The organism is Isoptericola chiayiensis, from assembly GCF_013149805.1.
In the GTDB taxonomy this organism is placed as follows: Bacteria; Actinomycetota; Actinomycetes; order Actinomycetales; family Cellulomonadaceae; genus Isoptericola; species Isoptericola chiayiensis.
In genome coordinates this window covers 88,198-112,031 of record NZ_JABEZT010000003.1, presented here as the reverse complement: position 1 = coordinate 112,031, position 23,834 = coordinate 88,198, and the positions used below count along the sequence as shown (strand labels likewise).

Sequence of the window (23,834 nt, the reverse complement as noted above, 5' to 3'; positions counted from 1 at the left end):
GTGCGACACTGGGCGGTGTGACAGACCAGCAGCGGATCTCCGAGCAGACCTCCGGCACGCGTCTCGACCCGTGGTTCGGCGCCTACGCCGAGCGGACGCACGGCATGCGAGCGTCCGAGATCCGCGCGCTCTTCTCCGTCGCGAACCGCCCCGAGGTCGTCTCCCTGGCCGGCGGCATGCCCTACATCAGCGGGCTCCCGCTCGACGTGATCGGCGAGGCGATGGACCGCCTCATCCGCACCAAGGGCGAGACGGCGCTCCAGTACGGCTCCGGCCAGGGCGAGGAGTCGCTGCGCGAGAAGATCACCGAGGTCGCCGCGCTCGAGGGCGTCGACGCCCACCCGGACGACGTCGTCGTGACCACCGGATCCCAGCAGGGACTCGACCTGGTGACGCGCCTGTTCATCGACCCGGGTGACGTCATCGTCGCCGAGGCGCCGTCGTACGTGGGTGCGCTCGGGGTCTTCCGCTCCTACCAGGCCGACGTGGTCCACGTGGAGCTCGACGCCGAGGGCCTGATCCCCGCCGCGCTGGAGCAGACCCTGACCCGCCTCGAGGCCGAGGGACGCCGGGTCAAGATGCTCTACACCATCCCGAACTTCCACAACCCGGCCGGCGTGACCATGTCGGTCGAGCGCCGCGTCCAGGTGCTCGAGATCTGTCGGCGACACCACGTGCTCGTGGTCGAGGACAACCCGTACGGGCTGCTCGGGTTCGAGGGCGATCCCTACCCGGCCCTGCGCTCCTACGACGCCGAGGGCGTCATCTACCTCGGCTCGTTCTCCAAGACGTTCGCCCCCGGGTACCGCGTCGGTTTCGTGATCGCGCCCCACGCCGTGCGCGAGAAGCTGGTGCTGGCCACGGAGTCCGCGATCCTGTCGCCCTCGAACGCCTCGCAGCTGGCTGTGGACACCTACCTGTCGACCTGCGACTGGCGGGCCCAGATCAAGGACTACCGCGAGCTGTACCGGGAACGTCGGGACGCGCTGGTCGGCGCTCTGGCGGAGCACATCCCCGCGGCGAGCTGGAACGTGCCCGCCGGAGGCTTCTTCGTCTGGGTCCGGCTGCCTGATGGTCTCGACGCCAAGTCCATGCTGCCGCGCGCGGTCACCGAGCGGGTGGCCTACGTCCCGGGGACGGCCTTCTACTCCGACGGTCAGGGCGCCGACCACATGCGCCTGTCCTTCTGCTACCCGACGCCGGACCGCATCCGGGAGGGCGTGCGCCGGCTGTCGACCGTCGTCAACGCCGAGGCGGAGCTGGTCGAGCTGTTCGGCACCTCGGCGCGTCCCGACGACGACCCCTCGGACGTGGAGAACCCGTCCCCCGACCTCGCCTGATCACGACCTTCCTCCCGAGGTGAACATCCCGATGTCCTCCCCCACCACCGACCTGCCCGACGCTCCGTCCACGTCAGGTCATGTCGGACCTGTCGTCATTCTCGCCGGCGGGCTGTCGCACGAGCGCGACGTCTCCCTGCGCTCCGGACGCCGCGTCGCCGACGCGCTTCGCGAGGCCGGCATCGAGGTGCACGTGCACGACGTCGACGCCGACCTGCTGCGGTTCCTCGCCGAGTCGCGTCCTTCCCTGGTCTGGCCGGTCCTCCACGGCGCGAGCGGCGAGGACGGTTCGCTGCAGGACGTCCTCGCGCTCACCGGACTGCCCACGGTCGGCACGGGTCCGCGGGAGAGCCGGCAGGCCTGGACCAAGCCGGTCGCCAAGGCCGAGCTCCTCACGGCCGGTCTGCACACCCCCGACTACGTGACGCTCCCCCAGGCACTCTTCCGAGACCTCGGGGCGCAGAGCGTGCTCGACCTCATCGAGGACCGGCTCGGCCTCCCTCTGGTGGTCAAGCCCGTGCGCGGCGGATCCGCGCTCGGCGTGACCCGCGTCGAGCGCTCGGCCGACTTCCCCCGTGCCATGGTGGACTGCTTCGCCTACGGCGACACCGCGCTCATCGAGCGCGCCGTCGACGGTGTCGAGCTCGCCGTGTCGGTCGTCGACGGGCCCGAGGGCCTAGAAGCTCTGCCGCCCGTGGAGATCGTCACCGACGGCGCGTACGACTACGACGCGCGGTACAACCCCGGTCCCGTGGAGTACTTCACGCCGGCCCGGCTCGATCCGTCCGACGCCGCAGCGGTCTCCGACGTCGCCGTCCGGGCCCACCTCGCCCTGGGACTCAAGCACCTGTCCCGCACCGACATCATCCTCGACAGCGCCGGTGTCCCGTGGGTCCTCGAGGTCAACGTGGCCCCGGGCATGACCGAGACGTCGCTCCTCCCCCAGGCCGCCGTGGCGGCCGGGTACCAGCTCCCGGCCCTCTACCGCCGCATCGTCGAGCACGCGGCCGTCTCGGCCCGGAACTGATCCTCGCCCCCTGTTTCACGTGAAACAGGGGCGTCCCAGCACCGGCGCGACACCGAGGCCTCCTTGTCGCCCCGCCAGCCAGCCCTGACATGACGAAGGCCCTGCGTCGTTTCACGTGAAACGACGCAGGGCCTTGCGGTGTCGACGGCGCTAGGCAACCGGACTCACGGCTTGAGCAGACCCGGGTCCTCGGGTGCCATCACCTGAAGGATCCGGTTGAGGTCCTCCACGGAGGCGAACTCCACGGTCATCTTGCCCTTGGTCTTCCCCAGGTCGACCTTGACGCGGGTCTCGAAGCGGTCCGAGAGACGCCCGGCCAGTTCGGACATCGCCTCCGACCGTTGGCCGGCGCGCGGCTGACGCCGCTTCGGCTTCTCCTCCGAACCTTCGGCCACCAGGGTGACGATCTCCTCGGTAGCCCGCACCGACAGGCCCTCCGAGACGATCCGCTGGGCCAAGCGCTCGATCTCCGCGCCATCGCTCAGTCCGAGCAGCGCGCGTGCGTGGCCGGCCGACAGCACACCCGCCGCCACGCGGCGCTGCACCAGCGGTGGCAGACGGAGCAGCCGCAGCGTGTTCGAGATCTGCGGGCGGGACCGTGCGATCCTGCCGGCCAGCTCCTCGTGCGTGCATCCGAAGTCGTCCAGCAGCTGACGATACGCCGCGGCCTCCTCGAGCGGGTTGAGGGCAGCTCGGTGCAGGTTCTCCAGCAACGCGTCCCGCAGCATCTCGGAGTCGTCGGTGTCGCGGACGATCGACGGGATCGTCTGGAGCCCGGCCTCCTGCGCGGCCCGCCACCGGCGCTCACCCATGATGAGCTCGTACCCGGAGCCGGCGTCCGGATCGGGGCGCACCACGATGGGCTGCAGCACACCGATCTGGCTGATCGAGTCGACGAGCTCGTCGAGGTCACCCTCGTCGAAGACCGTGCGCGGCTGCTTGGCGTTCGGGCGGATGTCCGCGACCGGCACCTCGGCGAAGTGCGCTCCGGGCACCGGCACCAGCTCGACGCCGTCCTGGGACCCGACGTGCGCAGCGTCCGACGGAGCTCCACCGGACTCCCCCTCGGTCGGGACCGCCGAGGTCGACGAGGCGAGGTCGTCACCGCCGTCGTGCTCCGCCACCTCCACGACAGAGACGGTTCCCACCACCCGCTCGTCGTCACCTACCTGCGTGGCCTCGGACTCGAGCCGGTCCGCCAGGCCCGCGAGAGCACTGACCGGGTCATCGTTCGCCTCGTCGGTGCGTCCGGCACCGCCGTTGATCGCGAGGCGCCCGCCGGCGATCGCCGAGTCCCACGACGCCGATCGGCGGGAGCGGCTGGCCCCCACTGCGGACTCCGCGCTGCTCTCGGCACTTTCTGGCGCTTCGTCACGCTCGGCGGTCGCCACGGCGCTGCCGTCCGACTCGTCCCTCCCCGCGGGGAAGAACACGTCCACGGGCTTGTCCTGAACAGGACCCTGAGGGATCAACGCCCCCAGTCCTCGACCGAGCCCTCGCTTCTTCTGGCTCATGCTCCCCCAGCTCTCTGCTCCTGGACGGCCTGTCGCCGCCGCGTCGTCCTCGCCAGGTGTCGCTGGCGCGACCTTGTGGTCCTCACGGCACGTTCACCACTGTACGCACGTCATCGCAGGTCAGCGCGTTGAACCGCGTGCTCCGACATCTCGCGCGCCGCCTCCAGATAGGCGAGCGCGCCCGTCGAGCCCGGGTCGTAGGTGATCACCGTCTGCCCGTAGGAGGGCGCCTCGGAGATCCGCACCGAGCGCGGGACCGTCGTCCGCAACGTCTGGTCCGGGAAGTGGCTCCGCACCTCCGCGGCGACCTGTTGAGCCAGGTTCGTCCGACCGTCGTACATCGTCAGCAGGATGGTCGAGACGATGAGATTCGGATTCAGGTGCGCCTTGATGAGCTCGATGGTCTTCAAGAGCTGGCTCAGGCCTTCCAGCGCGTAGTACTCGCACTGGATCGGGATCAGCACCTCCCGCGCGGTCACGAAGGCGTTGACCGTGAGCAGTCCGAGGCTCGGCGGGCAGTCCACGAACACGTAGTCGATCCGCTCCTCCCCCCGAGCAACCCGCTCCTCGAGATACGTGTCCAGAGCCTTCCGCAGTCGTGTTTCACGTGAAACCAGGGAGACGAGCTCGACCTCGGCGCCCGAGAGGTCGATGGTCGCCGGAACGCCCCACAGTCCGTCGACATCGGGGCATGCCTGCACCGCGTCGGCCAGGCGACCGTCCTCCACCAGCACCTCGTACACCGACGGCGTGCCGGCGCGGTGCTCCAAGCCCATCGCGGTCGACGCATTGCCCTGGGGGTCGTTGTCGATGACGAGCACCTTGAGTCCCGCGCGCGCCAGTCCGGCGGCGAGGTTCACCGTGGTCGTCGTCTTGCCGACGCCGCCCTTCTGATTCGCCACCGTGATGATGCGCGTGCGCTCGGGTCGAGGAAACCTGCGGCCGTCGAGATCGATACGGCGCCGCGCGTCGAGCGCCAGCTGAGCGGCGAGCGGTGTCTCGTCGTCGACCTCCGGCACCGAGGACATCAACGCCTCGCGATGCACATCGAGCGCGTCCGCTCCGGCGGCCCATTCCAGCGCCGGCGTTTCACGTGAAACATCTCCGTCGGATCCGTCGGGAGTCGCCCAGTCACGACCGTCCGAGGACGGGTCCGGACGGTCGGTGCTCATGCTCACGGATCGCTCCTCCAGCTCGGGTGGCCCAGTCGTCGGCTACGGCGCTCACTCTACGTTGTTCGCGTCGCCCGGAGCGTGGTGACACCCGCACCGCCAGGGGAACGATTGCGGGTCGCTCCGCTGGTCACGCCTGACTTTCAGCCGCGCCGGACGCGAAGGATCGTCGTGGCCTCGGCACCGTCGACCGTCGAACCCTCGAGGATCTCCGGCTCGGACGCCTTGAACCTGCGCAGAACCTTCAGTGCGGGTTCGATCTCCCGCTCCACGTTGCGACCCTTCAGCACGACCATCTCCCCGCCCGGGCGCAGCAACGGCATGCTCATCCGCACCAGCTTCGACAGCGCCGCCACGGCACGGGACGTCACGGCGTCCGCCTCGAGGGCGCCGTCGTACTCCTCGGCGCGACCGTGGCGCACCTCCACGTTCTGGAGCTCCAGTTCCTCGCTGACCTCGGTGAGCCACGCGACACGGCGCTCCATCGGTTCGACGAGGATCACCTCGGCGTCCGGGCGCTGCACGGCGATCACGATGCCCGGAAGGCCCGCGCCGGAACCGACGTCGACGATCGATCTGGCCGACGAGAGGTACGGCACGACGGCCGCCGAGTTCAGCAGGTGCCGGTCCCACAGTCGTCCGACCTCGCGCGGACCGATGAGGCCGCGGAGCTCACCCTGGTCACGCAACATCTCGTAGAAGCGGTACATCGCTGCGTAGTGGGTGCCGAAGTAGTCCCGGACAGCGGCGCTCTGCCCGATCTGCTCGTCGTCGCGTTCCATGGCGTTCATCCTGTCATCTCAGGTCGGGCAGGGCGCTGGTCGTCCCATGTGCACACAGCACGAGGGCCCGCTGTTTCACGTGAAACAGCGGGCCCTCGGTGCGTCGTCACGAGGCGTCGGCGGCGGGGTGGATGACCACGTACCGGTGCGGCTCGACGCCTGCCGAGTCGCTGACGAGGCCGGCTGCGGCGACGGCGTCGTGCACGACCTTGCGCTCGAAAGCGTTCATCGGCGCCAGCGTCGCGCGCTCTCCCGAGCCCTTGACGCCGGCCACGGCCTCGGCGGCGAGGCGCTCGAGCTCCGCCCGGCGCCCCGCCCGGTAGCCCGCCACGTCGAGCATCAGCCGGCTCCGTTCACCGGTGCGAGCCTGCACGGCCAGCCGCGTCAGGTCCTGGAGCGCGTCGAGCACCTCCCCGTCCCGGCCAACGAGGACGTCGAGCGACCGTGGCGACTCCTCGGAGACGACCTCGACCGCGGCGCGGTCGTGCTGGATGTCCAGGTCGATGTCGCCGTCGAGGTCGGCGATGTCCAGCAGCTCCTCGAGGTAGTCGGCGGCGACCTCGCCCTCTTCCTCGAGGCGCTTCGTCAGCTCGACGCTGGTGTCCGGCGTGGCGTCCGTCATCGTGCCCACCTCACTTCTTCCTCTTCTGACGGTCCTTGCGGACCGGCTGCTGACGCTGCCCGCGGGGCTTCGGGGGCTCGGGAGCCTCCTCCTCCACCACGATGCCCTTCTTCGCCGCCTTGGCTGCCTGCTTCTCCTTCAAGATCCGCTCGGCCTCCGAGCCGGGGGCCGGCATCTTCTTGATGGTGTAGAACTGCTGCCCCATCGACCAGAGGTTCGTCGTGGTCCAGTAGATCAGCACACCCACCGGGAAGTTCACGCCGGAGATCAGGAAGATGAGCGGCAGGACGTAGAGCATCATCTTCTGCGTGTTCGCCATCGGGCCCTCGAGCGCGGCCTTCGGCATGTTCTTCATGGTCAGCTGCCGCTGGGTGAAGAACGTCGTGGCGCTCATCGCGATGATGAGGAACAGGATGACGGCACGGACGCCCCAGTCGTCCGTCTGCAGGAAGACGTCGGAGAGCTGGGCACCGAACAGGTCCGAGTTCTCGATGTCCCCCGCGACCGACTGGTCGATCGGCCCGATGGGGTCGAGCTCTCCCTCAGCGATCGGCTGGAGGTTGTAGAGCACCCGGAACAGCGCGAAGAAGATCGGCGACTGCAGCAGGATCGGCATGCACGACGCCATCGGGTTCGTGCCGTGCTTGCGGTAGAGCTCCATCGTCTCGCGGCCCATGGCCTCACGCGACGAGGGGTCCTTCTTGTTCTTGTACTTCTTCTGGATCGCCTGCAGCTCCGGCTGCATGATCTGCATGCCGCGCGAGGCCTTGATCTGCTTGAAGAACAGCGGGATCAGCACGATCCGGATGACGATCACGAGCGCGACGATCGACAGGACCCAGGCGAACCCCGGGCCGTCCTGCATCCCCAGCGCTGTGAACAGCTGGTGAGAGCCGTACATGATCCAGGCCACGACCCATTGGATCGGGAACAGGATCGTATCGAAGAACCCCATGTGTCTCCTCTGTCGGAAAGCGGATCCGGGCGGCGCGCTCCCGGCAGATCAGTGTGTGCGGGCGCCGCGGTGCTCGTGTCCACGAGCCGGCGGGACGTCGTCGACGCCGCCCAGGCTCCAGGGGTTGCACCGCAGGATCCGCCAGAGGGCGAGCCCGGTACCGCGCAGCGGTCCGTGCCGCCGGAGGGCGATCACGGCGTACTGCGAGCACGAGGGGTAGTACTTGCAGGTCGGTCCCGTCCACGGCGACACGACGGCCTGGTAGATCCGGATCGCTCCGACGAGCACCGCTGTCGGGACCGTCCGAGCGAGCTCACGCCCGCGCTCGAGGACCGAGGTGCTCATCTCGCCGGCTCCGTGGCGCGGTCGAGGGCCTTGGCCATCCCCCGGGCGACATCTCGCTCGAGCTTCGCATACGGGACATCACTCGCGGCGGGCAGAGCACGCAGCACCATCAGGGCGTCCGGGGGGAGCGTCCCGAGGTGCTGGGCGGCGGCGCCACGGAGGCGACGCTTGACGAGATTCCTGCGCACGGCGTTGCCGACGGCCTTGGATACGACAAGACCGACCAGCGGCCCGTCCACCTGGTCCGGGTCCCGGACCAGGTGGACGACCACGGTCGATCGTCCTGCGCGCGCGCCGCGCCGCACCGCCCGTTCGAAGTCGACGGAGCGGCGCATCCGGCGCGCCGCGGGCAGCATCGCTCAGGCAGAGAGCTCGGCGCGACCCTTGCGACGGCGGTTCGCCAGGATGGCGCGGCCGGCGCGGGTGCGCATGCGCAGCCGGAAGCCGTGGGTCTTGGCACGACGGCGGTTGTTCGGCTGGAAGGTCCGCTTGCTCACGAGGTACTCCAAGAAACGTCGGGGAGGCACACCGTCAGTTCCTCGACGATGTCGGTCAGGTTGCAGGTCGTTCCTCGCCTCGGCAGGGTGACGACCGGGCCGACCCGAGGCTCGCACCCGGACGAGGGCGCGCGAAAGTACCTGGAACGGCTGTCTGACGTTACGCCGTCGGCGCCCCCGAGGTCAACCGTGCCGGACGTGACGACGACGACACGGCGACGTCTCGGACCGCTTCGTCCACACCCGTGTCCACAGGCTCCACAGGGTGTGGAAAACTATGTGGACACCTCAGCCGCACCATCCCCGGAGGACCCTGTGCCACAACCCGACGAGAACATCACCGACGTCTGGTCGCAGACGTTGGCGACGCTCGAGGCACGGTCCGACATGACCACCCGTCAGCTCGCCTTCATCAAGCTCGCCAAGCCGATGGCGATCGTCGACGACACGGTGTTCATCGCCGTGCCGCACGAGCAGACGCGGACCTACCTGGAGACCAGCGCGCGCGACCAGCTCGTCTCGGCGATGTCGTCCACCCTCGGCCGAGACATCCGGTTCGGCATCACCGTGGACCCGGAGCTCAGCCACGAGGCCCTCGCCGGACCGGCTCAGGACTACGCGCCGCCGGTCGACGACCCCGCGATGCCCGGTGCACCGGCCGAGCCCGTGGTGGCCGCCCCGCCCGTGGACCGTCGCGAGTCCGCGGAGGCCACCCGCCTCAACCCGAAGTACATCTTCGAGACGTTCGTCATCGGCTCCTCCAACCGGTTCGCCCACGCCGCCGCGGTGGCCGTCGCCGAGGCGCCGGCCAAGGCCTACAACCCCCTGTTCATCTACGGCGACTCGGGCCTGGGCAAGACGCACCTGCTGCACGCCATCGGGCACTACGCCCACAACCTCTACCCGCACGTGCGCGTGCGGTACGTGAACTCCGAGGAGTTCACCAACGACTTCATCAACAGCATCGGCGAGGGACGCACGGGAGCCTTCCAGCGCCGGTACCGCGACGTCGACGTGCTGCTGATCGACGACATCCAGTTCCTGCAGGGCAAGGAACAGACGATGGAGGAGTTCTTCCACACGTTCAACGCCCTGCACAACGCGGACAAGCAGGTGGTGATCACCTCCGACCTGCCGCCCAAGCAGCTCGACGGGTTCGAGGACCGCCTGCGGTCCCGGTTCGAGTGGGGCCTGATCACGGACGTCCAGCCGCCCGACCTCGAGACGCGCATCGCGATCCTGCGCAAGAAGGCCGCGAGCGAGCACCTCGCGGTCCCGGACGAGGCGCTCAGCTACATCGCCTCGCGGATCTCCACCAACATCCGCGAGCTCGAGGGTGCGCTGATCCGCGTCACGGCGTTCGCCAACCTCAACAAGCAGCAGGTGGACTCCGCGCTGACCGAGATCGTCCTCAAGGACCTCATCACGGACGACGACCAGGCCGCGGAGATCACCCCGGCGATGGTCATCGCCCAGACCGCCGCCTACTTCGGGCTGACGATCGACGACCTGTGCGGCTCGTCGCGCTCCCGGGTGCTGGTGACGGCCCGGCAGATCGCCATGTACCTGTGCCGCGAGATGACCGACCTGTCCCTGCCGAAGATCGGACAGCAGTTCGGCGGCCGTGACCACACCACGGTCATGCACGCCAACAAGAAGATCGCCGGCCAGATGGCCGAGCGGCGGTCCACCTACAACCAGGTGACCGAGCTGACGAGCCGCATCAAGCAGCAGCAGCACCGCGCCTGAGCAGGACGCCTGGTCCGTCCACAGCGTCCACAACCCTGTGGACGGGCCTCGTGCACAGGGTTTCCCACATCCCGCGGCCCGGGATCGTCCCGTCCGGGCACTCTCGTCCCCAGGCCTGTGGACCCCAGATGTGGACATATCGCTCGATCGTCCCGCTCCGTCGATGCACACCTGTGGACGAATCTGTGGATGCCTGTGGAACACGCCGCGTGAACGGTGGACGAACGAGGCCCGATCGGTGGATGCCTGTGGGCAAGGAATCCGTCGCCCACAGGCACCACGAGTTGCCCACAGGTCCGCCCCCAGCCCGGTCCACACGACGCCATGCCTGCTGACCTGCGACAACGCGCCTCGTCCCCAGAATCCACAACCCCTACGACGATGATGAACGTGTTCTCTCCTCCAGATGACCCACCCGCCTTCATGGCCCGTGGACCTCGTGAGCGCACCCCTGGTCCGGGAAGGCCTGCTGTCGGTCGTACGCGGTAGTGTTTGCACGGACGACGGCGCAGGTCCGGTGCCGCTGCGGTGCAGGCGAGGTGCAGAGGCACGGAGCACGCAGCGGACGGCATCGGGGCGTCCGCGCCGTCGGTTCGCACGAGGACACTGAGGAGTGGGATGAAGTTCCGGGTTGAGCGCGACGTCCTGGCCGATGCCGTGACCTGGACGGCACGCACCCTCCCCACCCGGCCTCCGGCACCGGTGCTGGCCGGCGTGCGCCTCGAGGCCGACGTCTCGGGCTCCATCACGCTGGCGAGCTTCGACTACGAGGTCTCGGCCCGCTCCGAGATCGCGGCGGAGGTGTCGGAGGCCGGCACCGTGCTGGTCTCGGGTCGGCTGCTGGCCGAGATCTCTCGTGCCCTGCCGAACAAGCCGGTCGACGTCTCGGTCGAGGGCAACAAGGTCGTCCTGACCTGCGGCGCCTCGCGCTTCACGCTGCTGACCATGCCCGTCGAGGAGTACCCGGCCCTGCCCGCGATGCCGGAGCTCACCGGGACCGTCACCGGTGACTCGCTGACGCACGCCGTGGCGCAGGTCAGCGTCGCCGCCAGCCGGGACGACACCCTCCCGCTGCTGACCGGCGTCCGCATGGAGATCGAGGGCGAGCGGATCACCCTGCTGGCCACGGACCGCTACCGTCTGGCGCTGCGCGAGCTGACGTGGACGCCCGCCACCCCGGGGTTCTCCGCCGTCGCGCTCGTCCGGGCCCGCACGCTGACCGACGTCGCCAAGTCCCTGGGCTCGGGCGGCGGGCTGGTCAACGTCGGCCTCAGCACGGGCGAGGGCGTGGACCTCATCGGCTTCGAGGCGGGCGGCCGCCAGACCACCTCCCAGCTCGTCGACGGTGACTACCCCGCCGTGCGCCGGCTGTTCCCCGACGCCACGCCCATCCACGCCGTCGTGCCCACCCAGGCCCTCATCGACGCCGCCAAGCGCGTCTCGCTGGTCGCGGAGCGCAACACCCCGATCCGACTGGCGTTCTCCGAGGGCCAGGTCGTGCTGGACGCCGGGCAGGGCGACGACGCGCAGGCCTCCGAGGCCCTGGAGGCTGTCCTGGTCGGCGAGGACATCCAGGTGGCGTTCAACCCGCAGTTCCTGCTCGACGGGCTGGGCGCGCTCGGCACCGACTTCGTGCGCATGTCGTTCACGCACCCGAACAAGCCCGTGGAGTTCACCGGCCAGGAGTCGCTGGACGGCGAGGACTCCTCGGAGTACCGCTACCTGCTGGTCCCGATCCGCTTCTCCTCCTGACCCCTCCCGGATCGCCCCCGGGCGCTCCACGCGCGGTGGGCGGACACAGGCCGTACGCTCGCAGCGACCGCACATCGGAGGTTGTTCACATGGTCACCCACATGGGTCTGGTCGGGCTCGGCAGGATGGGCAGCAACATGCGCGAGCGGCTGCGTCGCGCCGGGATCGAGGTGACCGGGTACGACCCGCGGCCGGAGGTCTCCGACGTCCCCTCCCTCGCGGCACTGGTCGAGGCGCTGCCGGCCCCGCGCGTCGTGTGGGTGATGGTGCCGGCCGGTGAACCCACGCGGGGCGTCGTGGACGAGCTCGGCACGCTCCTCGAGGACGGCGACGTGGTCGTCGAGGGCGGGAACTCCCACTACCCCGAGGACCAGGCTCGCGCGGCCGAGCTGGGCGAGCGCGGCATCGGCTACGTCGACGTGGGTGTCTCGGGCGGTATCTGGGGGCTGGAGAACGGCTACGGCCTCATGTGCGGCGGTGCGGACGCCGACGTCGAGCGGCTCATGCCGGTGTTCGACGCGCTGCGGCCCGAGGGCCCGCGGGACGAGGGGTTCGTGCACGCCGGCCGGGTCGGTGCCGGGCACTTCGCGAAGATGGTCCACAACGGCATCGAGTACGGGCTGATGCAGGCCTACGCCGAGGGTTACGAGCTGCTCACGGCCAAGGAGGACGTGGTCACGGACGTCCACGGCACCATGAAGGCCTGGAGCCGCGGCACCGTGGTGCGGTCCTGGCTGCTGGACCTCATGGTCAAGGCGCTCGAGGCGGACCCGGACCTGGCCGCCATCGACGACTGGGTGGACGACTCGGGCGAGGGCCGCTGGACGGTCGACGAGGCGATCGACAACGCCGTCCCCCTGCCGGTGATCTCCGCTGCGCTGTTCTCCCGCTTCCAGTCCCGCCAGACCCAGTCGCCGGCCATGAAGGCGGTCGCGGCGCTGCGCCAGCAGTTCGGCGGGCACGCCGTCCGCCCTGCCGAGTAGTCGCGCCACACTGGAGTCATGTACGTCTCGCACCTGTCGCTGCTCGACTTCCGGTCCTACCCGGCGACGGACGTCGAGCTCGAACCCGGGCCGAACGCGTTCGTCGGCCGCAACGGGCGGGGCAAGACGAACCTGGTCGAGGCCGTCGGCTACGTCGCCACGCTGGGCAGCCACCGGGTGCCGAACGACACGCCCCTGATCCGCGCTGGGGCGCAGCGCGCCGTGGTGCGCACGCGGGTGGTGCGCGGGGACCGGGCGTCGACCGTCGAGCTCGAGATCACCGCCGGCAAGGCGAACCGGGCCCGGATCAACCGGGGTCATCTGGGGCGCGCGCGGGACGTGCTCGGCATCCTGCGCACGGTGCTGTTCGCACCGGAGGACCTCGCCCTGGTCAAGGGCGACCCGGAGGGACGACGGCGGTTCCTGGACCAGCTCGTGGTGCAGCTCCTGCCCCGTGCGGCGGGCGTGCACGCGGACTACGAACGCGTCGTGCGGCAGCGCTCCGCGCTGCTGAAGTCGCTGCGGGGGCAGCGGGCCGCGGGCCGTGACCCCGACATCGCGCCCCTGGAGGTGTGGGACGCGCGCGCCGCGCAGCTCGGCGCTCAGGTGCTCGCCTGGCGCACCGCCCTGGTCGCGGCGTTGCGGCCGGCCGTCGCGGAGGCGTACGAGCAGGTCAGCGATGCCGACGGCCGCGCGGAGCTGACGTACCGCTCGACGGTGGTGCCCGACGACGCGACCGCCGCGCCGTCGTCGTCCCCGGCGCCCGAGGACCTCGAGAAGGCGATGCTCGCGGCGATCCAGGAGCAGCGGACCGCCGAGGTCGAGCGGGGGCAGAGCCTGGTCGGTCCGCACCGGGACGACCTGGTGCTCACGCTCGGCGGGCTGCCGGCCAAGGGGTACGCGAGCCACGGCGAGTCGTGGTCGTTCGCGCTGGCGCTGCGGCTGGCCTCGTTCCGCCTGCTGGGCGGCGGTGGCGGCGTCCCGACGGGCGCTGACGAGGTCTTCTGGGACCCGGACCACGGGTCGGACGCCGATCCGGTCCTCGTCCTGGACGACGTGTTCGCCGAGCTGGACGTGCGCCGGCGCGAACGGCTGGCCGACCTGGTGGCCCCGGCGCGCCAGGTGCTGGTGACGGCGGCGGTGCCGCAGGACGTGCCGGACCAGCTCCTGGGGGCCCGGTTCGAGGTCGCCGAGGGCCGGGTCACTCGTGTCTGAGCCGACCGGCGCGCTCCCGGAGGGCGGGGACGACGGCGGAGCGTCGGCGGCCTCCCCCGCCCCGGCCGGGCGGGACCCGCGCGACCCGCGTCCCGTCGTCGAGCGGACCGAGCTGACGCCGGCCGCGGAGGTGGCGCGCGAGGCGCTCAACCGGGCCAAGGCCGCCGCGCGGGCGAAGGGGCTGCGCCCGGGGGCGCCGTCGCGCCGCTCCCCGCTGGCCGAGCCGCGCAAGGACCCGGGCAAGGGTCCGGGTGCGAGGGACCCGCGGCTGCTGTCGGACGTGGTGTCGCGGCTGCTGCGGGACAAGGGCTGGACGCAGGATGTCTCGGTCGGTGGCGTCATCGGCCGGTGGTCGGAGGTCGTCGGCGACCAGGTGGCGCAGCACTGCGTGCCGGAGACGTTCGAGGACGGCGTGCTCGTGGTGCGCGCCGACTCCACCGCGTGGGCCACGCAGGTGCGGTTGCTGCTGCCGACGCTGCGTCGCCGTCTGGACGAGGAGGTCGGTGAGGGCGTCGTGGAGCAGGTGACGGTGCTGGGTCCGGCGGGCCCGAGCTTCCGTCGTGGACGCCGGTCGGTGCGCGGTCCGGGCCCTCGCGACACGTACGGGTGACCCCGATCCGGCAGCGATGTGGACAGGCCTGTGGACAACGTGTGAGAACGCACACGCGCGGAGCCCGGAACCCGCGAATTCTTGCGCCTTCACGGTAGACTGAGCGGGTGTCCCCGGGTGGTTTCCCGGGCTCGTGAAGAACGATTCGACCGGCCCCTCCGCGTCACCGCCGGGCCGGTCGTCGACTGCTCGGGCCCCGGTGGTCTCCTGGTGGCACGACGGCACCGACCCGCGGCCGGCACTCCTGTGCCCGTCCTTGCGTCGCGGCCCGGACCCCGGTCCGGGAGTCCCTGTCGAGTGCCTGGACGACGAGGAGTGCTCCAGCCTGTGGCTCAGCGATCCGACGGCACGTACGACGCCGGGAACATCACCGTCCTCGAGGGTCTCGAGGCCGTCCGCAAACGACCCGGCATGTACATCGGGTCCACCGGCGAACGAGGCCTGCACCACCTGGTCTACGAGGTCGTGGACAACTCGGTGGACGAGGCCCTGGCGGGGCACGCCGACACCATCGACGTGACGCTGCTGGCCGACGGCGGCGTGCGCGTGCGCGACAACGGCCGCGGCATCCCCGTGGCCATGCACCCCACCGAGGGCCGGCCCACGGTCGAGGTCGTCATGACGATCCTGCACGCCGGCGGCAAGTTCGGCGGCGGCGGGTACGCGGTCTCCGGCGGTCTGCACGGCGTGGGCATCTCCGTGGTCAACGCGCTGTCGACGCGGGTGGTCACCGAGGTCTCGCGCGACGGGTACGCCTGGCGCCAGGAGTTCGCCGACGGCGGGGCTCCGGTCGGTGAGCTGCAGCAGCTCGGCGAGACCACCGAGACCGGCACCACCCAGACCTTCTGGGCGGACCCGGGGATCTTCGAGACCACGGACTACGACTTCGAGACGCTGCGCTCCCGCTTCCAGCAGATGGCCTTCCTGAACAAGGGGCTGCGCATCACGCTGACCGACGAGCGCGCCGAGCACGTCTCGGGCCCGGACGAGGTCACCGGGACCCTGGACTCGCGCCAGGTGCTGGCCGCGGTGGCGGCGCAGGACGGCGAGGCCGACCAGGACGGCACCGCCTCCCCCGACGACGAGGTGCACGACGCCGAGTCGGCGTCCGGCGCGGTGCGGACCGTGACGTTCAAGTACGACGGCGGTCTGACGGACTACGTCAAGCACATCAACGGTGCCAAGAAGTCCGAGATCATCCACCCGGAGGTCATCGACCTCGAGGCGGAGGACGACGCGCAGAAGATCTCGGTGGAGATCGCGATGCAGTGGACGGGCGCCTACAGCGAGTCGGTGCACACGTTCGCGAACACGATCTCCACGACGGAGGGCGGCACGCACGAGGAGGGCTTCCGGGCGGCGCTGACCACCCTGGTCAACTCGTACGCGCGTGACAAGGCGATCCTCAAGGACAAGGACGAGAACCTCACGGGCGACGACATCCGCGAGGGCCTGACGGCGGTGCTGTCGGTCAAGCTCTCCGAGCCGCAGTTCGAGGGGCAGACGAAGACCAAGCTCGGCAACACCGAGGCGAAGACGTTCGTGCAGCGCATCGTCCGCGAGCGGCTGACGGACTGGTTCGACGCCCACCCCAACGAGGCGCGCGACGTCATCCGCAAGGCGATCTCGGCGTCCCAGGCCCGCATCGCGGCCCGCAAGGCCCGCGAGGCCACGCGTCGCAAGGGGATCCTGAACTCCGGCGGCATGCCGGGCAAGCTCAAGGACTGCCAGTCGAACCGTCCCGACGAGTGCGAGGTCTACATCGTCGAGGGTGACTCGGCCGGTGGTTCGGCGGTGCGCGGGCGCGACCCCCACAACCAGGCGATCCTGCCGATCCGCGGCAAGATCCTCAACGTGGAGCGGGCCCGCCTCGACAAGGCGCTGTCGAACAACGAGGTGCAGGCGCTGATCACGGCGTTCGGCACCGGTATCGGCGAGGACTTCGACCTGTCGAAGCTGCGGTACCACAAGATCGTGCTGATGGCGGACGCCGACGTCGACGGTCAGCACATCTGCACCCTGCTGCTGACGCTGCTGTTCCGCTACATGCGCCCGCTCATCGAGCACGGGTACGTGTACCTGGCCCAGCCGCCGCTGTACCGGCTCAAGTGGACCAACGCGCCGCACGACTACGTGTACTCCGACCGGGAGCGCGACGCGTTCCTGGAGCAGGGTCTGGCCGCCGGCAAGCGGATCCCGAAGGACAACGGCATCCAGCGGTACAAGGGTCTGGGCGAGATGGACTACTCGGAGCTGTGGGACACCACGATGGACCCGGAGCACCGGACCCTGCTGCAGGTGACCATGGACGACGCGGCCGCGGCCGACGAGATCTTCTCGGTCCTGATGGGCGAGGACGTCGAGTCCCGCCGCAGCTTCATCCAGCGCAACGCCAAGGACGTCCGCTTCCTCGACATCTGACCTGGTCGGACGGTGTCTGTACATCGTCACCAGATCACATGTACATGGAGCGGTACCCGCGCCCGGGCGGCGCAGGAAGGAACGGTAGACGGTGACGGACGAGACCCCCGGACTCGACACGGAGGGCACCGACGGCGTGCCCGACACGCTGGTGCACCACGGGCGCATCGAGCAGGTCGACCTGCAGCTCGAGATGCAGCGCTCGTACCTCGACTACGCGATGAGCGTGATCGTGGGCCGTGCGCTGCCCGACGTGCGCGACGGGCTCAAGCCGGTGCACCGGCGCGTGCTGTACGCGATGTACGACGGCGGATACCGCCCCGACCGGGCGTTCTCGAAGTGCTCGCGCGTCGTCGGCGACGTCATGGGCAAGTACCACCCGCACGGTGACACGGCCATCTACGACACCCTGGTCCGCCTGGTGCAGGACTGGGTGCTGCGCTACCCGCTCGTCGCCGGGCAGGGGAACTTCGGCTCCCCCGGGAACGACCCGGCGGCCGCCCCGCGGTACACCGAGTGCAAGATGGCGCCGCTCGCCCTCGAGATGGTCCGGGACATCGACAAGGACACCGTCGACTTCCAGGACAACTACGACGGCCGCACCCAGGAGCCCACCGTCCTGCCGGCGCGCATCCCGAACCTGCTGGTCAACGGCTCCGCGGGCATCGCCGTCGGCATGGCCACCAACATCCCGCCGCACAACATGCGCGAGGTGGCCGACGGCGTCCGGTGGCACCTCGCCAACCCGGACGCGCCGAAGGAGGAGCTGCTCGCCGCGCTGCTCAAGCGGATCAAGGGCCCGGACTTCCCGACCGGTGCGCAGATCCTCGGCACCAAGGGGATCGAGGAGGCCTACCGAACCGGCCGCGGGTCGATCACGATGCGCGCGGTGGTGAACGTCGAGGAGATCCAGAACCGGACCTGCCTCGTGGTCACCGAGCTGCCCTACATGGTGAACCCGGACAACCTGGCCACGAAGATCGCCGACCTCGTCAACGACGGACGCATCCAGGGGATCGCGGACATCCGCGACGAGACCTCGGGTCGCACGGGCCAGCGCCTCGTCATCGTGCTCAAGCGCGACGCCATCGCCAAGGTCGTCCTCAACAACCTCTACAAGCACACGCCGCTGCAGGACAACTTCAGCGCCAACATGCTCGCCCTCGTCGACGACGTGCCCCGCACGCTCAGCCTCGACGCGTTCGTGCGGCACTGGACGCAGCACCAGATCGACGTCGTGCGCCGGCGCACCGAGTACCTGCTCAGGGCCGCCGAGGAGCAGATCCACATCTACGAGGGCTACCTGCGCGCCCTCGACGCCCTCGACGAGGTCATCGCGCTCATCCGCCGCTCCCCCGACGTCGAGGAGGCGCGTACCGGGCTGCGGGAGCTGCTCGGCATCGACGAGGACCAGGCCAACGCGATCCTCGCGCTGCAGCTGCGCCGCCTGGCGGCCCTGGAGCGGCAGAAGATCCTCGACGAGCACGCGCGGCTCCAGGCCGAGATCCTCGACTACCGCGACATCCTGGCGAAGCCGGAGCGGCAGCGGGCCATCGTCGGCGACGAGCTCGACGAGGTCACCGAGAAGTGGGGCGACGAGCGCCGCACCCACATCCTCCCGTTCGACGGCGACATGTCCGTCGAGGACCTCATCCCCGAGGAGGACGTGGTCGTCACGATCACGCGCGGCGGCTACGCGAAGCGCACCCGGTCGGACTCGTACCGGGCCCAGCGCCGCGGCGGCAAGGGCGTGCGCGGCGCCCAGCTGCGCGAGGACGACATCGTCGACCACTTCTTCGTGACCACGACGCACCACTGGCTGCTGTTCTTCACCGACGCCGGCCGTGTCTACCGGGCCAAGGGCTACGAGCTGCCCGAGCAGGCCCGGGACGCCAAGGGCCAGCACGTGGCCAACCTCCTGGCGTTCCAGCCGGGCGAGAAGATCGCCCAGGTGCTGGCCCTGCGGGACTACGACGACGCCGAGTACCTGGTCCTCGCCACCCGGCGCGGACTGGTGAAGAAGACCCGCCTGGGCGACTACGACTCGCCGCGCAGCGGCGGGCTCATCGCCATCAACCTGCGCACGGACGACGACGGCACCCCGGACGAGCTGGTCGCCGCCCGCCTCGTGGACGCGGACGACGAGCTGATCCTCGTCTCCCGCAAGGGCCAGTCGATCCGCTTCCCGGCCGACGACGAGACGCTGCGTCCCATGGGCCGCGCCACCTCCGGCGTCACCGGCATGAAGTTCCGCGACGACGACGAGCTGCTGGCCGCCGACGTCGTCGAACCGGAGACCGACCTGTTCGTCGTGACCGAGGGCGGGTTCGCCAAGCGGACCCGCATCGAGGAGTACCGCCTGCAGGGGCGCAACGGCTACGGCATCAAGGTGGCGAACCTCGTCGAGGCCCGGGGCGACCTGGTGGGCGCGCTCGTCACCGAGGCGGACACCGAGGTGCTCGTCATCATGAAGCAGGGCAAGATCGTGCGTTCCCGCGTCGACGAGGTCAACCTCACGGGTCGCACCACGCAGGGCGTGACCTTCGCCAAGCCCGCGAAGGGCGACCGGATCATCGCCGTCGCCCGGAACGTCGAGCGTCGCGAGGACGAGGAGTCGGTTAGCGTGGAGGGACGAGTCGCCGAGAACGGCTCGACCGAGGACGCGACGGCAGCCCCGCCGGCGCAGGACGAGACCGGGGACGGGAACATCTGATGTCGAGCCAGAACACCTCGCAGCGCACCGCGGCTTCCGAGGAGGACGTCGAGGCCACGCAGTCGATGACGCCCGTGAGCGATTCCGAGCCCGCCACGACCGGCAACGGCAAGAGCTCCCCCGAGAAGACGTCGGCAGCGCCGTCGGAGCCCGCCGGTACGGACTCCGTCTCCGGGGAGCCGCAGTCGACGGAGCAGACGGAGCAGCCGGCGGCTCCCGCCGAGCAGCCGGCGGAGCCCGCGGAGCAGACCTCCTCGCCCATGAAGGAGGGGGCCGTCAAGGCTGCGGCCACGGCGCTCGCTGCCGCCCGGAACGCCGCGCGGAAGGTCCAGTCGGCGTCGTCGTCGGCCTCCGCCTCCGGCCGGACCGCCGACGCGTCCGCGCCGCCGTCGGGTGCGACCGGCACGCCGGGTGCTACCCCGCCGCCCCCGCCGGCGCCGGACTCCGCGGACCGCTCGGCGCCGCGTCCCGAGATGCACTACTCCGTCGGCGGGGTGCACGGCACCGCGCAGCAGCCGCAGACGGGCGCCCAGCCGGTGGCAGCCACGGAGGCCGGGGTACGGCGGGTCCGGCTCTCGGTCTCCCGCGTGGACCCGTGGTCCGTCATGAAGCTCGCGTTCCTGCTGTCGTTCGCCGTCGGCATCATGATGGTGGTGGCCACCGCCGTGGCCTGGTACATGCTCAACAGCATGGGCACGTTCGGCACGATCCAGGAGTTCCTGGTGGAGACCCTGGGCAACCAGGCGATCGACATCACGCAGTTCGTCGCGTTCGAACGAGTCATCTCGCTCTCGATGCTGGTCGCGCTGGTGAACATGGTGCTGATGACCGCGCTGGCCACGATCATGGCGATCCTCTACAACATCACGGCCGCCCTGGTGGGTGGCGTGCACGTCGCCCTCACGGACGAGTGAGACCGTCCCGCGGCGCGGGCCGGTGGCGACGGACGTCACACCGGACCGGCCCGATTCCGGTTTGGGTGCGGGCAGCCCGGTACGGTAATGTTCCGTGCTGCACGCCCTGATCGGGACGGTGCGAGGGGCTATAGCTCAGACGGTTAGAGCGCTTCCCTGATAAGGAAGAGGTCGGAGGTTCAAGTCCTCCTAGCCCCACTCCCCTGCCTGACGAGGAGGTCCAGCATGAAGAAGCTGATCGTCGTGCTGTTCGCCGCAGCGGCCGGCTACCTCGTCTGGCGGCGCGTCTCGGCGGACGCCGCCGACCGTGACCTGTGGACCGAGGTCACCGACTCCCTCGACTGACCACCCTCCCGGGGCCATGGCGCAACTGGTAGCGCACCTGCTTTGCAAGCAGGGGGTTGGGGGTTCGAGTCCCCCTGGCTCCACCCGAGTACACGAGAGCCCCCGTCCGGCACGGACGGGGGCTCTCGTCGTACGATGTGGCGGTCCTACTTCGTCGTGTCGTCCTTCGCGCTGTCCGCGGCGTCCTTGACGTCCTCGGCGGCCTCGTCCGCCGCCTCCTGGGCGTTCTCGGCAGCGTCGCTCGCCTCGTCGGCGGTCTTCTTGCGGGCGCGGCCGGCGGCCTCCGAGATCTTCTCCGAGGCCTCCTTGCCCTTCGCGACGGCGGCACCGGCGGCTTCGCCCACGGCCTCGGCCGCGTCACCGACCACGTGGCGGGCGTCGCGGGCCACACCGTCGAAGTCGGGGGCGGAGGACTGCTCCCAGGGCTCGGCCCACGGGTCGTTCTGCGGCTGCGCCCGGCGGTAGAAGGCGTAGCCGGCCGCGGCGACGCCGCCGAGGACGGCGGTCCACACGAGCGTCTTGCGCCGGCGGGACTTCCGCTGCGCCTTGCGGGCCGCCTTCTCGGCGGACTTGGCGGACTTCGCGGCCATCTTGGCGGCCTCGTCGGCCGTCATGGCGGCGCGCTCGGCCGCGGCGTTGAAGGCGAGGACCAGCTTGGGCAGGTACTCGTCGACGATCTTGTCGTGGGCGGAGTCGATCATCGGACCGGCCTTGACGGCGGCGTCCTCGACGCGCGGGGCGGCGGCCTGGACGCTGTCGTTCCAGGCCTTCTCGGCGCGGGGCCGCAGCCACTCGACGAACGAGTCGTAGCGCGGGCCGGCCCAGTCCTTGGCCTGACCGGCGGCGTCGCGGGCACCGTCTGCGGCGCGCGAGCCCGCACCGACCAGCGCTGCCGCGACCTCGGCGGCGGAGTCCTTGACCTTGGCGGAGTCGATCTTCGGGGTCTGCACCATGGCACCACTCTGCCACCGGCGGCGCGATAGCGCACCGGTACACGCCCGACGACCCGGACACGTGGTGCGTGGTGCGAGAATGGGCGACATGTTCGCAACCCTGCACACCTCCGCCGGTGACATCCGCATCGAGCTCCTGCCGAACCACGCGCCGAAGACGGTCAAGAACTTCGTCGGCCTGGCTCAGGGCACCACGACCTGGACCGACCCGCGCACGGGCGCCGAGCGCAACGACCCGCTCTACGACGGCGTGATCTTCCACCGCGTCATCGAGAACTTCATGATCCAGGGCGGCGACCCGCTCGGCACCGGGACCGGCGGTCCGGGCTACATGTTCGACGACGAGATCCACCCGGAGCTCGCGTTCGACGATAAGTACATCCTGGCGATGGCCAACGCGGGCAAGCGCCGCAACCCGGTCACGGGCGCGGTCGAGGGCACCAACGGCTCCCAGTTCTTCATCACCACGGCCGCCACCCCGTGGCTGAACGGCAAGCACACCATCTTCGGCAAGGTTGCCGACGACGACTCGCGCGCGGTGGTGGACGCCATCGGCACCACGCAGACGCGCCCGGGCGACCGCCCGGTGGAGGACATCGTCATCAACTCGGTCACCGTCGAGGACTGACCCGACCCGACCCCACGGAGGGCCGAGCCATCAGCACCCCTGAGCCTGCCCAGCAGCCCGGGAGCGCGCCGCCGGTGTGCCCGCGGCACCCGGACCGGGTGTCGTACGTGCGGTGCCAGCGCTGCGGCCGCCCGGCCTGCCCCGAGTGCCAGCGCCCGGCGGCGGTGGGGGTGCAGTGCGTCGACTGCGTCGCGGAGTCGTCGAAGGCGGCGCGCAACGTGCGCACCGCCTTCGGCGCGACCGTGCGCGGCGGTCGGCCGGTGGTGACCCTGACGATCATCGGGCTGTGCGTCGTCAGCTGGGTGCTGCAGCTCGCTACCGGCGGGGCGTGGACCCAGCAGTGGGCGTTCTCCCCCGCGACCGGCCAGGAGGAGCCGTGGCGGTTCCTGACCGCCGCGTTCCTGCACTCCACGACCCCGCTGCACATCCTGTTCAACATGTACGCGCTGTGGCTCGTGGGTCCGTTCCTCGAGCAGGCGTTCGGCCGGGGCCGGTTCGTGGCGCTCTACCTGCTCTCCGCGCTGGGCGGCTCGGTCGGCGTCCTGCTGCTGGCCGACCCGACGGGGCTGAGCTGGCAGCAGGGCGTCGTGGGTGCCTCGGGTGCGGTCTTCGGGTTGTTCGGCGCAATCATCCCCGTGCTGCGGCGGCTGGGACGCAACGCGGGGCAGATCGTCGCCCTCATCGCCATCAACATGGCGCTGCCGTTCTTCGTGGGCGGCATCGCCTGGGAGGCGCACGTCGGCGGTCTGATCGTGGGGCTCGCGATCGGCGCGGGCTACGCGTGGGCTCCCCGGGAACGGCAGCAGCTCGTCGGGTGGGCGCTGCCCGCCGTCGTGGGCGTCGTGCTGGTGGCGCTGTCGGTGTGGAAGTATTCCACCGTCCCGACCTGGGGACTCGGGCTCTTCTGAGAGTTGTCCCCAGGGATGTACACAGGTGTGGAATCACACCGGTGGAATTTGTACAGCCGCTACTTCCAGCGCGTGGTGAGCGAGAACCCCGCGATGATGAGCACGAAGCCGACCAGGAGGTTCCAGTTGCCGAGTGCCGGCACGGGCAGTCCGAGGTTCTGGCTCGTCAGGTAGTAGATGACGATCCAGGCCAGCCCGGCGAGCATCAGCGTGAGCATCGTCGGCACGAGCCAGCGGGGGTTGGCCGAGGACTTCTGCGGCATCGCGGGCGCGACGTCGTCGCCCTTCTTCTTGCCGGGCTTCGGCGACTTCTCGGACACGGCTGGCTCCTGTCAGGCTGGTGCGACGTCCAGGGGTCGGTTTCTGGCACGCCGACGACGGTTCGTCGT

General features: G+C 70.3%; 23 protein-coding genes and 2 tRNA genes. 15 read left to right on the top strand and 10 right to left on the bottom strand.

The features are described from left to right. Positions 1 to 104 precede the first annotated feature (104 nt). Positions 105 to 1,340, top strand: coding sequence for an aminotransferase-like domain-containing protein (locus tag HDG68_RS06740; RefSeq protein ID WP_216648183.1), 1,236 nt, complete (start codon positions 105 to 107; stop codon positions 1,338 to 1,340). A 31-nt stretch (positions 1,341 to 1,371) separates the two neighbouring features. Beyond that, positions 1,372 to 2,367, top strand: a complete 996-nt coding sequence (locus HDG68_RS06735) for a D-alanine--D-alanine ligase family protein (RefSeq protein WP_172150518.1) — start codon at positions 1,372 to 1,374, stop codon at positions 2,365 to 2,367. Between the two features lie 164 nt (positions 2,368 to 2,531). On the opposite strand, the gene HDG68_RS06730 is transcribed toward HDG68_RS06735, so the two are convergent. The 8 genes from HDG68_RS06730 to rpmH all read right to left on the bottom strand — a co-directional run bounded on the left by HDG68_RS06730 (position 2,532) and on the right by rpmH (position 8,254). Then, positions 2,532 to 3,881, bottom strand: coding sequence for a ParB/RepB/Spo0J family partition protein (locus tag HDG68_RS06730; RefSeq protein ID WP_172150516.1), 1,350 nt, complete (start codon positions 3,879 to 3,881; stop codon positions 2,532 to 2,534). 110 nt (positions 3,882 to 3,991) lie between these two features. Next, positions 3,992 to 5,053, bottom strand: a complete 1,062-nt coding sequence (locus HDG68_RS06725) for a ParA family protein (RefSeq protein WP_425483756.1) — start codon at positions 5,051 to 5,053, stop codon at positions 3,992 to 3,994. A gap of 143 nt (positions 5,054 to 5,196) precedes the next feature. Beyond that, a complete protein-coding gene (gene rsmG / locus HDG68_RS06720; RefSeq protein ID WP_172150514.1) occupies positions 5,197 to 5,844 on the bottom strand; it encodes a 16S rRNA (guanine(527)-N(7))-methyltransferase RsmG in 648 nt (215 codons plus the stop codon). A 97-nt stretch (positions 5,845 to 5,941) separates the two neighbouring features. Further along, a complete protein-coding gene (locus HDG68_RS06715; RefSeq protein WP_172150512.1) occupies positions 5,942 to 6,457 on the bottom strand; it encodes a Jag family protein in 516 nt (171 codons plus the stop codon). A 10-nt stretch (positions 6,458 to 6,467) separates the two neighbouring features. Further along, positions 6,468 to 7,412 carry a membrane protein insertase YidC gene (gene yidC / locus HDG68_RS06710; protein ID WP_172150510.1) on the bottom strand — a complete coding sequence of 315 codons (945 nt, stop codon included), beginning with the start codon at positions 7,410 to 7,412 and terminating at the stop codon, positions 6,468 to 6,470. 48 nt (positions 7,413 to 7,460) lie between these two features. Continuing rightward, entirely contained in the window at positions 7,461 to 7,757 is a 297-nt protein-coding gene (gene yidD / locus HDG68_RS06705) for a membrane protein insertion efficiency factor YidD (protein WP_172150508.1), read from the bottom strand. Then, positions 7,754 to 8,113 carry a ribonuclease P protein component gene (rnpA, locus tag HDG68_RS06700; protein ID WP_172150506.1) on the bottom strand — a complete coding sequence of 120 codons (360 nt, stop codon included), beginning with the start codon at positions 8,111 to 8,113 and terminating at the stop codon, positions 7,754 to 7,756. The genes yidD and rnpA overlap by 4 nt, the downstream gene beginning before the upstream one ends. A gap of 3 nt (positions 8,114 to 8,116) precedes the next feature. Continuing rightward, a complete protein-coding gene (gene rpmH / locus HDG68_RS06695; RefSeq protein WP_013840089.1) occupies positions 8,117 to 8,254 on the bottom strand; it encodes a 50S ribosomal protein L34 in 138 nt (45 codons plus the stop codon). A 315-nt stretch (positions 8,255 to 8,569) separates the two neighbouring features. Between rpmH and dnaA the strand changes: the two genes are divergently transcribed. From dnaA to HDG68_RS06645, 11 genes are all read left to right on the top strand, one after another. Next, positions 8,570 to 10,003: a chromosomal replication initiator protein DnaA gene (dnaA, locus tag HDG68_RS06690; protein ID WP_172150504.1), complete on the top strand. Its 1,434-nt coding sequence runs from the start codon at positions 8,570 to 8,572 to the stop codon at positions 10,001 to 10,003. Between the two features lie 618 nt (positions 10,004 to 10,621). Further along, entirely contained in the window at positions 10,622 to 11,755 is a 1,134-nt protein-coding gene (gene dnaN / locus HDG68_RS06685; protein WP_172150502.1) for a DNA polymerase III subunit beta, read from the top strand. An 89-nt stretch (positions 11,756 to 11,844) separates the two neighbouring features. Further along, positions 11,845 to 12,738, top strand: a complete 894-nt coding sequence (gnd, locus tag HDG68_RS06680; RefSeq protein ID WP_172150499.1) for a phosphogluconate dehydrogenase (NAD(+)-dependent, decarboxylating) — start codon at positions 11,845 to 11,847, stop codon at positions 12,736 to 12,738. Positions 12,739 to 12,756: 18 nt separating this feature from the next. Continuing rightward, entirely contained in the window at positions 12,757 to 13,953 is a 1,197-nt protein-coding gene (recF, locus tag HDG68_RS06675; protein WP_172150497.1) for a DNA replication/repair protein RecF, read from the top strand. A 112-nt stretch (positions 13,954 to 14,065) separates the two neighbouring features. Continuing rightward, positions 14,066 to 14,563 carry a DciA family protein gene (locus HDG68_RS06670; RefSeq protein ID WP_216648180.1) on the top strand — a complete coding sequence of 166 codons (498 nt, stop codon included), beginning with the start codon at positions 14,066 to 14,068 and terminating at the stop codon, positions 14,561 to 14,563. Positions 14,564 to 14,890: 327 nt separating this feature from the next. Further along, the gene (gyrB, locus tag HDG68_RS06665; protein WP_172150493.1) at positions 14,891 to 16,984 is read left to right on the top strand and encodes a DNA topoisomerase (ATP-hydrolyzing) subunit B; all 2,094 of its coding nucleotides are present in this window, start codon (positions 14,891 to 14,893) and stop codon (positions 16,982 to 16,984) included. Positions 16,985 to 17,075: 91 nt separating this feature from the next. Further along, a complete protein-coding gene (gene gyrA / locus HDG68_RS06660) occupies positions 17,076 to 19,697 on the top strand; it encodes a DNA gyrase subunit A (RefSeq protein WP_172150491.1) in 2,622 nt (873 codons plus the stop codon). Further along, positions 19,697 to 20,611, top strand: coding sequence for a DUF3566 domain-containing protein (locus tag HDG68_RS06655; protein ID WP_172150489.1), 915 nt, complete (start codon positions 19,697 to 19,699; stop codon positions 20,609 to 20,611). Before gyrA ends, HDG68_RS06655 begins: the two co-directional genes overlap by 1 nt. A gap of 124 nt (positions 20,612 to 20,735) precedes the next feature. Next, positions 20,736 to 20,809: transfer RNA gene (locus HDG68_RS06650), tRNA-Ile, on the top strand. 27 nt (positions 20,810 to 20,836) lie between these two features. Next, the gene (locus HDG68_RS16690; protein WP_216648134.1) at positions 20,837 to 20,956 is read left to right on the top strand and encodes a DLW-39 family protein; all 120 of its coding nucleotides are present in this window, start codon (positions 20,837 to 20,839) and stop codon (positions 20,954 to 20,956) included. Between the two features lie 10 nt (positions 20,957 to 20,966). Beyond that, positions 20,967 to 21,039, top strand: a tRNA-Ala gene (locus tag HDG68_RS06645). Between the two features lie 63 nt (positions 21,040 to 21,102). Here HDG68_RS06645 and HDG68_RS06640 read toward each other — a convergent pair. Next, entirely contained in the window at positions 21,103 to 21,909 is an 807-nt protein-coding gene (locus tag HDG68_RS06640; protein WP_172150487.1) for a hypothetical protein, read from the bottom strand. Between the two features lie 88 nt (positions 21,910 to 21,997). On the opposite strand from HDG68_RS06640, the gene HDG68_RS06635 reads away from it, so the two are divergent. Then, positions 21,998 to 22,537 (top strand): peptidylprolyl isomerase, encoded by a 540-nt coding sequence (locus HDG68_RS06635; protein ID WP_172150485.1) that lies wholly within the window; start codon positions 21,998 to 22,000, stop codon positions 22,535 to 22,537. Between the two features lie 98 nt (positions 22,538 to 22,635). Further along, entirely contained in the window at positions 22,636 to 23,445 is an 810-nt protein-coding gene (locus HDG68_RS06630; RefSeq protein ID WP_343037462.1) for a rhomboid family intramembrane serine protease, read from the top strand. Positions 23,446 to 23,504: 59 nt separating this feature from the next. Here the strand turns inward: HDG68_RS06630 and HDG68_RS06625 are convergent, their stop codons facing one another. After that, a complete protein-coding gene (locus tag HDG68_RS06625) occupies positions 23,505 to 23,765 on the bottom strand; it encodes a cell division protein CrgA (RefSeq protein ID WP_343037461.1) in 261 nt (86 codons plus the stop codon). Positions 23,766 to 23,834 lie beyond the last annotated feature (69 nt).

What these genes read in the sequence shown, in the direction of transcription:
- HDG68_RS16690 (WP_216648134.1), top strand. Translation starts at nt 20,837, where the DNA reads ATGAAGAAGCTGATCGTCGTGCTGTTCGCCGCAGCGGCCGGCTACCTC.
- HDG68_RS06655 (WP_172150489.1), top strand. Translation starts at nt 19,697, where the DNA reads ATGTCGAGCCAGAACACCTCGCAGCGCACCGCGGCTTCCGAGGAGGAC.
- HDG68_RS06730 (WP_172150516.1), bottom strand. Translation starts at nt 3,881, where the DNA reads ATGAGCCAGAAGAAGCGAGGGCTCGGTCGAGGACTGGGGGCGTTGATC.
- HDG68_RS06725 (WP_425483756.1), bottom strand. Translation starts at nt 5,053, where the DNA reads ATGAGCACCGACCGTCCGGACCCGTCCTCGGACGGTCGTGACTGGGCG.
- rnpA (WP_172150506.1), bottom strand. Translation starts at nt 8,113, where the DNA reads ATGCTGCCCGCGGCGCGCCGGATGCGCCGCTCCGTCGACTTCGAACGG.
- rsmG (WP_172150514.1), bottom strand. Translation starts at nt 5,844, where the DNA reads ATGAACGCCATGGAACGCGACGACGAGCAGATCGGGCAGAGCGCCGCT.
- yidD (WP_172150508.1), bottom strand. Translation starts at nt 7,757, where the DNA reads ATGAGCACCTCGGTCCTCGAGCGCGGGCGTGAGCTCGCTCGGACGGTC.
- HDG68_RS06640 (WP_172150487.1), bottom strand. Translation starts at nt 21,909, where the DNA reads ATGGTGCAGACCCCGAAGATCGACTCCGCCAAGGTCAAGGACTCCGCC.
- yidC (WP_172150510.1), bottom strand. Translation starts at nt 7,412, where the DNA reads ATGGGGTTCTTCGATACGATCCTGTTCCCGATCCAATGGGTCGTGGCC.
- HDG68_RS06735 (WP_172150518.1), top strand. Translation starts at nt 1,372, where the DNA reads ATGTCCTCCCCCACCACCGACCTGCCCGACGCTCCGTCCACGTCAGGT.
- HDG68_RS06740 (WP_216648183.1), top strand. Translation starts at nt 105, where the DNA reads ATGCGAGCGTCCGAGATCCGCGCGCTCTTCTCCGTCGCGAACCGCCCC.
- recF (WP_172150497.1), top strand. Translation starts at nt 12,757, where the DNA reads ATGTACGTCTCGCACCTGTCGCTGCTCGACTTCCGGTCCTACCCGGCG.
- dnaN (WP_172150502.1), top strand. Translation starts at nt 10,622, where the DNA reads ATGAAGTTCCGGGTTGAGCGCGACGTCCTGGCCGATGCCGTGACCTGG.
- HDG68_RS06635 (WP_172150485.1), top strand. Translation starts at nt 21,998, where the DNA reads ATGTTCGCAACCCTGCACACCTCCGCCGGTGACATCCGCATCGAGCTC.
- gnd (WP_172150499.1), top strand. Translation starts at nt 11,845, where the DNA reads ATGGTCACCCACATGGGTCTGGTCGGGCTCGGCAGGATGGGCAGCAAC.
- HDG68_RS06715 (WP_172150512.1), bottom strand. Translation starts at nt 6,457, where the DNA reads ATGACGGACGCCACGCCGGACACCAGCGTCGAGCTGACGAAGCGCCTC.